Genomic DNA, 5,889 nt, shown 5'->3' with positions numbered 1-5,889 from the left:
GGCGCCGCCGGTGTGGTCGTCGACGGTGAACTCGTCGACCCCGCAGTCCGCGAAGAAGTCCCGCACGAAGGCCTCCGCCTCGGCCTCGCTGCGGTCCGGCGCGTAACGGAAGTTGACCGTCAGGGTGCAGGAGTCGGGGATGACGTTGGTGGCCACGCCGCCCTCCACCCGCACCGCGTTGAGCCCCTCGTGGAATTCAAGTCCGTCCACGACCGGCTTGCGCGGCTCGTAGGCGGCGAGCTTGGCGAGGGCCGGGGCGGCCTTGTGGATCGCGTTGGACCCCATCCACGCGCGCGCGGAGTGCGCCCGCTCTCCCCTGAACGTCAGCAGGACCCGCAGGGTTCCCTGGCAGCCGCCCTCGACCTGGTTGTCCGTCGGCTCCAGGAGGACCGCGAAGTCGCCCTCCAGCCAGTCGGGGTGGGCCTCGGCCACATGTCCCAGACCGTTGAGGTGGGCCGCGACCTCTTCGTTGTCGTAGAAGATGAAGGTGAGGTCGCGGTTGGGCTCCGGGAGCGTCGCCGCGATCCGCAGCTGGACCGCGACCCCGGACTTCATGTCGCAGGTGCCGCAGCCCCACAGGTAGCCCTCGTCGTCGAGACGGGAGGGGAGGTTGCCCGCGACGGGGACGGTGTCGATGTGGCCGGCGAGGATGACGCGTTCCGCACGGCCGAGGTGCGTGCGGGCCACGACGTTGTTGCCGTGGCGGTCGACCGTCAGGTGGGGCAGGGCGCGCAGGGCGCTCTCGATCGCGTCCGCGAGGGGCTTCTCGGTGCCGCTCTCGGAGGGGAAGTCCACGAGCTGCGCGGTCAGCCGGGCAGCGTCCAGCGAAAGGTCAAGAGGGGTGTCGGCCATGCTCCCGACCCTAACGCCCCCACCCGAAGCGCTTGCTGTCCAGTCCGGCGCGGGCGTCTCAGTACTCTCCAGTATCTTGTCCGGATGCCAGAGCCGTTGCCCTCCACTCGCAAGCGTCGTGGCCGCCTCCTCCGCTTCGGGGCGGCCCTCGTGGTCCTGTGCGCGGTCGCCGGTTACCTCGTGGTGCAGTACGTCACCGGAGGCACCGACGGGCCGAGCTGCCGGGTCGTCTCCGGCCGGTCGGGCGGGCCGTCGTACGAGTTCACGCCCGAGCAGGCGGTGAACGCGGCGACGATCACCGCCGTCGGCACCGGGCGCGGGCTGCCGGAGCGGGCCGTGACCATCGCCCTCGCCACCGCCCTCCAGGAGTCGGGGCTGCGCAACATCTCGCACGGCGACCGTGACTCCCTCGGGCTGTTCCAGCAGCGGCCCTCCCAGGGCTGGGGCACCCCGGAGGAGATCCTGGACCCGACGTACGCGGCGGGCGAGTTCTACAAGCACCTGGTCAAGGTGCGCGGCTACCAGGACCTCCCGCTGACCGTCGCCGCCCAGCGCGTGCAGCGCAGCGGCTATCCGGAGGCGTACGCCAAGCACGAGCCGGACGCCGGGCTGCTGGCGGCCGCCCTCACCGGCACCTCGGCGGCCACCCTCACCTGTGACGGCCGCCAGGAGACCGGCCGGGCGGCCCGGGCCACGGGCCCGGACGCGGTGCGGTCGGCCCTCGTACGGGACTTCGGGCGCGACGCGCTGGAGACGACCGCCGCGGAAGTGGGCGGCAAGGCCGCGCCGAGCCCGGCGCCCACCGCGGCCGACGGGCGCACCGTGACCCTCCCCGTGCGCGAGGACATCGGCGCCGGCGCCCGCCGCAGCCTCACCGAGCGGGGCTGGCAGCTCGCCCACTGGGCCGTCGCCAACTCCTCGGCGCTGCGCATCCAGCGGGTCTCGTACGCCGGGCGGCAGTGGACGGCCGGAAGCACGGACAGCGAGTGGCGCGCGGCCGGCGGCCGGGGTGACACGAGCGCGGTGCGCATACTGACGGCACGGTAGTTCGGAAGATCACCTGGAGGGGTCACGTCCGGCCGCCGCCGGAGCGGGTGTGCGCAGGTTTTCGCCACCTCACCCCCGTGTCCGCGAAATCCCTTGCGAACAAAGGGCTGCGCGCATTCGGCGGACTTTCAGACCGGAAGGTTTTTGCCCGTTTTTATCCGCAGGTGATAATGCGACGCATTGCCAACTCTTTACGTTGCGCGTCCGCAACCTTCGTGGGCTTCGAGCGGTAGTCACGGCGTCCTAGCAACGTTTCCTCCGTCGAAGGAGCAACATGTCCCTCCCCCTGACCCGCAGGATCGCCCGTGCCGCGCTGCTCGTCGCTGCCGGAGCGGCCGCCGGGGTCGGTGCGGCCGGCTCCGCCAGCGCGGCCCCCGCCGCGCTGCCCGCCACCCCGAACCTCGGCGGGCTGACCGCTCTGGACGGGGCGCACGTCGGCAACACGGTGGACGGCGCGACGCAGAACCTGGCCGGGACCGCGGGCAAGACCGGTGGCAAGGCCGTCGAGAAGGCGGTGCCGTCCGCGGGCAAGGCCGGCGGCAAGGCCGTGAAGAAGGCCGCGCCGGTCGCGCAGAAGACGGCGGGCGACGCCGCGGGCTCCGCCGGGGGCGTCCTCGGCGACACCACGTCCACGGCGACGAAGGGCGGCCTGCCGACCGACTCCCTCGCCAAGGGCGGCGGCCTCCCGTCGGCGGACACCCTGCCGGTGAAGAGCCTCCCGCTCGGCTAGTACCCGATACGGCGAAGGGGCCCAGGGATCACCCTGGGCCCCTTCGCCGTATTCGGGGGGCGGTCACGCCAGTCGCTCGACCGCCGCGCGCACCCGGTCGTCCGTCACCGTCAGCGCCACCCGGACGAACCGCTCGCCCGCCGTGCCGTAGAAGTCGCCCGGGGCCACCAGGATGCCGAGACCGGCCAGGTGGGCGACCGTCGCCCAGCAGGACTCGTCCCTGGTCGCCCACAGGTAGAGGCTCGCCTCGCTGTGCTCGATGCGGAAGCCGTGGCCCAGGAGGGCCTCGCGCAGCAGCGCCCGGCGGGCCGCGTAGCGCTCGCGCTGCTCACGCACGTGCGTGTCGTCGCCCAGGGCCGCCACCACGGCTGCCTGGGTCGGCGCCGACGTCATCATGCCGCCGTGCTTGCGGATCTCCAGGAGGGGCCCCAGGACGGCCGGGTCGCCCGCGAGGAAGGCCGCGCGGTAGCCGGCGAGGTTGGAGCGCTTGGAGAGCGAGTGGACGGCCACGACGCCGTCGTAGGAGCCGCCGTTGACGTCCGGGTGCAGGACCGAGACCGGGTCGGCCTCCCAGCCGAGCTCCAGGTAGCACTCGTCGGAGAAGACCAGGATGCCGTGCGACCGGGCCCAGGCGACGATCCTGGTCAGCTCGTCCCTGGAGAGCACCTTGCCGGTCGGGTTGGACGGCGAGTTGAGCCACAGGAGCTTCAGGCCCGCCGGGTCCAGCTCGGTCGGGTCGTCGTAGACCTCGTACTCGGCGCGGGCCAGACGGGCGCCGACCTCGTACGTCGGGTAGGCGAGGCGCGGATAGGCCACCCGGTCGCCCGGGCCGAGGCCCAGCTGGGTGGGGAGCCAGGCCACGAGTTCCTTGGAGCCGACGATCGGCAGGACGTGACGGTGGGTGACGTCACGGGCGCCCAGGCGCCGCTCGACCCAGCCGGTGATCGCGTCCCGCAGGGCCGGGGTGCCCCACACGGTCGGGTAGCCCGGGGAGTCCGCCGCGTCGATCAGGGCCTTCTGGACGAGATCGGGGACCGGGTCGACCGGGGTGCCGACGGAGAGGTCGACGATGCCGCCCGGGTGCTCCAGAGCCGTCTTCTTGTACGGCTCCAGCTTGTCCCAGGGGAACGTGGGAAGGCGGTCGGAGACTGCGGACACGGCTTTCGGGCTCACTTTCGGGTCGTACGGCAAACGCCTCGGTCCCGTACGGCCACGATCGGAGGCGATCAGGCCGTACGGGACCGAGGCGGCACGAGGTGCGGGCCGCTGATGCGGATGACTAGGCCTGCGGCGGCAGCGCGGCGATGAACGGGTGGTCCCGCTCGATCAGACCCAGTTTGCTGGCGCCGCCGGGCGAGCCGAGCTCGTCGAAGAACTCGACGTTCGCCTTGTAGTAGTCCTTCCACTCGTCCGGGGTGTCGTCCTCGTAGAAGATCGCCTCGACCGGGCAGACCGGCTCACAGGCACCACAGTCGACGCATTCGTCCGGGTGGATGTACAAGGACCGGGAGCCCTCGTAGATGCAGTCGACCGGGCACTCCTCGATGCAGGCCTTGTCCTTCACGTCGACACAAGGCTGCGCGATGACGTAGGTCACGCTGTCGTTCCTCCTCCATAGGGCGCTGGCGGGCCTCCTCAGGCTCCGCCGCCTGGCGCGCGGGAGCGCGGCGTCGTCGATGCCCGCCCCTAGTATCTCCGTTCTTGGGCATGATCCGAACAGGAGGGGTGAACTGACCTGTGGAAATCTCCGCCGCGGGACGCCTCGTCGTCCGTATCTCCGCAGCTGACGTGGGCAAACGGGTATCCGTACGGTGCCTGGACGAAACCGGCGTCACCGGGGAGAAGTTCACCGACACGGTCGGTGTTCTCACATCATGGGACAACGGTGTGCTCATGATCACGCGGCGGGACGGCGAGAGCGTCCGCATCGCGGAAGCCGCGCTGGTCGCGGGCAAGGTCGTACCCGCCGAGCCGGCCCGCCGCCGGGGACCCGCCGCCTCCTACGAGGAACTGGCCCGCGTCAGCGCGCGGAGCTGGCGGCCCGTGGAGAGCGAGTGGCTCGGCGAGTGGGAGCTGCGCGCCGCCTCCGGGTTCACCCGCCGCGCCAACTCCGTCCTCCCGCTCGGCGACCCCGGTCTGCCGCTCGACGAGGCCCTCGTCGCCGTACGACGGTGGTACGGCGAGCGCGGGCTGCCGGCCTACGTCCAGACCGCGACCGGCGCCGCGGGCACCCAGGAGGTGCTGTGCGCGGAGCTGGAGACGCGCGGGTGGACGCGGGAGGTGACGGCGGAGCTGTGGACCGGGGCACTGGCACCGGTCGCGGACCGTCCCGGTGAGGGCGTGGTCCTGTCCCGGGAGGCGGACGCGGACTGGCTGGCGCGCTACCAGCGCAAGGGGGTGAGCGAGGTGGCGCTGCGGGTGCTGGGGAGCGGCCCCTCGGTGTGGTTCGCCACCGTCCCCGGCGAGGGGGCGCCGGCCGCGATCGGGCGGTGCGTCGTCGACGGCCGGTGGGCCGGGTTCGCGGCGGTCGAGGTGGATCCCGCGCTGCGGCGCCGGGGGCTGGCCTCGACCGTGATGGCGGCGCTGGCCCGGCGTGCCCTCGACGAGGGGGCGTCGGCCGCCTGGCTCCAGGTCGAGTCGGACAACGCCGGTGCGCGCGCCCTGTACGAGCGGATGGGGTTCGCCCCGCACCACGCCTACCACCACTACCGCGAGCCGGACCTCTCCGGCGGGGCGCGGTAGTAGCGATCGCCGCGAAAGGGCACGAGCCAGCCATGCGTCCCCCGTTTCCCCCACCGCCCGAACGCTCCGCCGAGCTGCGCAGGCGCTTCGCCGAGGAGGCCCGGTCCGAGCGGCCCGATCTGTCCGCGCTGTGCCTGCTCGTGGGCGCGCAGGCGGACGGGGCGCTCGACGAGGCCGGCATCGACGCGGCCCAGATCGAACTCGACGAGCTGGCCGGACAGCTGCCGTTCCGGCCGGGCGGGCCGCGGTCGTGGGCGGTGTCGCTGCGGGAACTGCTGGGCGACCGGCGGGGCTTCCGGGGCTCCGCCGCGGACTACCAGCGGCTGGAGTCCTCGTTGCTGCACGAGGTGCTGGTGCGGCGGCGCGGACTGCCGATCCTGCTGTCGGTGGTGTGGATGGAGGTGGCCCGGCGGGCGGGGGCCCCGGTGTACGGGGTGGCGCTGCCGGGACACTTCGTGGTCGGGTTCGGGCCCCCGGAGGAACAGGTGCTGGCCGATCCCTTCGACGGGGGGCGGGTC

At 72.8% G+C, this 5,889-nt stretch carries 7 protein-coding genes; 4 read left to right on the top strand and 3 right to left on the bottom strand.

Annotation, left to right across the window (positions count from 1 at the left end):
- Positions 1-852: succinyl-diaminopimelate desuccinylase (dapE, locus tag EHS43_RS35235; RefSeq protein ID WP_125194702.1), on the bottom strand; the 852-nt coding region annotated here is incomplete at its 3' end.
- 84 nt (positions 853-936) lie between these two features.
- Here dapE and EHS43_RS35230 point away from each other — a divergent pair.
- Together EHS43_RS35230 and EHS43_RS35225 are read left to right on the top strand one after the other, a co-directional pair.
- A complete protein-coding gene (locus EHS43_RS35230) occupies positions 937-1,899 on the top strand; it encodes a heavy metal transporter (protein WP_125194701.1) in 963 nt (320 codons plus the stop codon).
- A gap of 274 nt (positions 1,900-2,173) precedes the next feature.
- Positions 2,174-2,629: an ATP-binding protein gene (locus EHS43_RS35225; RefSeq protein ID WP_125194700.1), complete on the top strand. Its 456-nt coding sequence runs from the start codon at positions 2,174-2,176 to the stop codon at positions 2,627-2,629.
- Between the two features lie 63 nt (positions 2,630-2,692).
- Here the strand turns inward: EHS43_RS35225 and EHS43_RS35220 are convergent, their stop codons facing one another.
- Both EHS43_RS35220 and fdxA read right to left on the bottom strand, forming a co-directional pair.
- Positions 2,693-3,787 (bottom strand): bifunctional succinyldiaminopimelate transaminase/glutamate-prephenate aminotransferase, encoded by a 1,095-nt coding sequence (locus EHS43_RS35220; protein ID WP_125194699.1) that lies wholly within the window; start codon positions 3,785-3,787, stop codon positions 2,693-2,695.
- Positions 3,788-3,908: 121 nt separating this feature from the next.
- Positions 3,909-4,226 (bottom strand): ferredoxin, encoded by a 318-nt coding sequence (gene fdxA / locus EHS43_RS35215; protein WP_007384503.1) that lies wholly within the window; start codon positions 4,224-4,226, stop codon positions 3,909-3,911.
- Positions 4,227-4,366: 140 nt separating this feature from the next.
- On the opposite strand from fdxA, the gene EHS43_RS35210 reads away from it, so the two are divergent.
- Both EHS43_RS35210 and EHS43_RS35205 read left to right on the top strand, forming a co-directional pair.
- A complete protein-coding gene (locus tag EHS43_RS35210) occupies positions 4,367-5,371 on the top strand; it encodes a GNAT family N-acetyltransferase (RefSeq protein ID WP_125194698.1) in 1,005 nt (334 codons plus the stop codon).
- Between the two features lie 32 nt (positions 5,372-5,403).
- A partial coding sequence (locus EHS43_RS35205) for a transglutaminase-like domain-containing protein (RefSeq protein ID WP_221740790.1) occupies positions 5,404-5,889 on the top strand: 486 nt, incomplete at its 3' end.

It is taken from the genome of Streptomyces sp. RP5T, from assembly GCF_003933965.1.
Taxonomy (GTDB): domain Bacteria; phylum Actinomycetota; class Actinomycetes; order Streptomycetales; family Streptomycetaceae; genus Streptomyces.
The sequence above is the reverse complement of the archived record's forward strand: the minus strand, read 5'-3'. Positions and strand labels throughout refer to the sequence as shown.

Excerpts from the sequence above, each read along its gene's own strand:
- EHS43_RS35230 (WP_125194701.1), top strand. The coding sequence starts at position 937 with ATGCCAGAGCCGTTGCCCTCCACTCGCAAGCGTCGTGGCCGCCTCCTC.
- EHS43_RS35225 (WP_125194700.1), top strand. The coding sequence starts at position 2,174 with ATGTCCCTCCCCCTGACCCGCAGGATCGCCCGTGCCGCGCTGCTCGTC.